The following is a 1,609-nucleotide window of genomic DNA, read 5'->3' as shown; positions in this document are numbered from 1 at the left end:
TGTCCGGGGCGGGCGGCGCGGTGGCCCGGGCCGGGGCGACCCGGGCCGTCTCGGCCAGCGCGACGCCGACCAGCACCAGGAGCCCGCCGGTGAGCTGGGCGGTGTTGAGGGCCTCACCGGGGCCGATGACGACCCAGGCGACCGCCGAGGCGAGCACCGGCTCGGCCATGCCGATGATCCCGACGCTGGTCGCGGGCAGGTGCCGCATCGCCCCGGCCACCAGCAGGTACGGCGCGATCGAGCCGAGCACCACCGCGTACGCGCAGAGCAGCGCCACGGGCACGCCCCCCTCGGTGTCGGCGGCCAGCGGCTCCCAGCCGCCGGTGCCCACGGTGACCGCGCGGGTGAGCAGGCCCGCCACGGCGGAGGCGCCGAACGCCCAGGTGCACAGCGACAACGTGTCCCGACGCGCCGCTCCGTGTGCGCCGAGCACGTAGTAGGCGGCGAGGAAGACCGCGGCGCCGAGACCGGCGAGCACGCCGAGGCCGTCCAGCTTCAGTTCGCCCCACACCTCGGCCACGCAGCCGAGGCCGACCAGGCTCAACGCCAGACCGGCCCAGAGCCGCGGGCGCACCCGGTGGCGCTGACCGAACCGGGCCCAGAGGGCGACCAGCAGCGGGGCGGTGTACTCGAACAGCAGCCCGATCCCGACCGGCAGCCGGGAGATGGCGACGAAGTAGAGCATCGGTACGGCGAAGAACCCGGCCAGCCCGTACCCGATCAGCAGCGGCAGCTGGCCGGGGGTGGCCCGGAGCCGGCGGGCCCCCGGACGCAGCAGCACGCTCAGCACCAGCAGCCCGGTGACGGCGCCGGCGGCGCGCAGCAGGGTGAGCTGCGGGGCGTCCAGGCCGGCGCGGAGCACCAGCTTGGAGACGGTGCCGTTGACGGCGAAGAGCCCGGCCGAGGCGAGCACCATGGCGACCCCGAGGACGGGGCGGGGGGTTGTCACGAGCGGAGGCTACCGCCGCGGTCCCCTGCCGGCGTCCAGCACGGCCGCGGCGGCGGACGCCGGGGCCGACACCTGCCGGGACGTCGACCGAGGTCCGCGCGTCACACGTTGCATTTTCGTCGGAGGGAGGGTGTACTGTCAGCAGCAGTTAGAACGAGTGTTCGATTGCCTCGAACGCCCGTTCCAACCATCCGGGGCGGTGTTTCGCGGCGCGGCTCCGGGCGGTGCGGCTCCGCGGGCCGCACCTGGGTCCCGGGCAGTCGCGAGTCCGGGCCCGTCAGGCAGGAGCGTCGCCCGCCGCCCACGACCCCCGGGCGGCGGGCGACGAACCCGCCGGTAACGCCGGCCGGGTGTGGTGTGGGGAAGCGTCCACACCCGGCCGGCCACCCCACCGGTGCGTCTTCCTCCGCACCACTCGACCCGGCGTCCCGCCGGCGGCCCAGGGCCGTCTCCGGGACGGCGCCTCGGCCACGTGGAGGAGACAGTCCCATGCCGACCAACCCGGCTCAGGCACCGACGGTGCCGGCGCACGTGCTGCCGCACCGCACCCCCGCCCAGCTTCTCGCGGTGGCCCGGCGCGGGCTGGCCGAGGCCGCCCAGACCCGTCCCGACGGCCTCCGCTACGCCGCCGCCCACCTGGCCGCGCTCCGCGCGGCCGCG

The 1,609-nt window shown here is 76.6% G+C and carries 1 protein-coding gene and 1 pseudogene; one reads left to right on the top strand and one right to left on the bottom strand.

Going from position 1 to position 1,609, the window contains the following annotated elements; translation table 11 throughout:
• Window positions 1–949, bottom strand: a 949-nt coding sequence (locus F6X68_RS32570) for a DMT family transporter (protein WP_151457822.1), incomplete at its 3' end; no start/stop codon positions are given.
• A 489-nt stretch (window positions 950–1,438) separates the two neighbouring features.
• Here F6X68_RS32570 and F6X68_RS32565 point away from each other — a divergent pair.
• Window positions 1,439–1,609, top strand: a pseudogene (locus tag F6X68_RS32565) (chromosome segregation protein SMC); the annotation flags it as partial.

Source organism: Micromonospora sp. AMSO12t, from assembly GCF_008806585.1.
Classification (GTDB): Bacteria; Actinomycetota; Actinomycetes; order Mycobacteriales; family Micromonosporaceae; genus Micromonospora; species Micromonospora reichwaldensis.
Note: the sequence above shows the minus strand (reverse complement) of the source record. Positions and strands in the feature narration are given on the sequence as shown.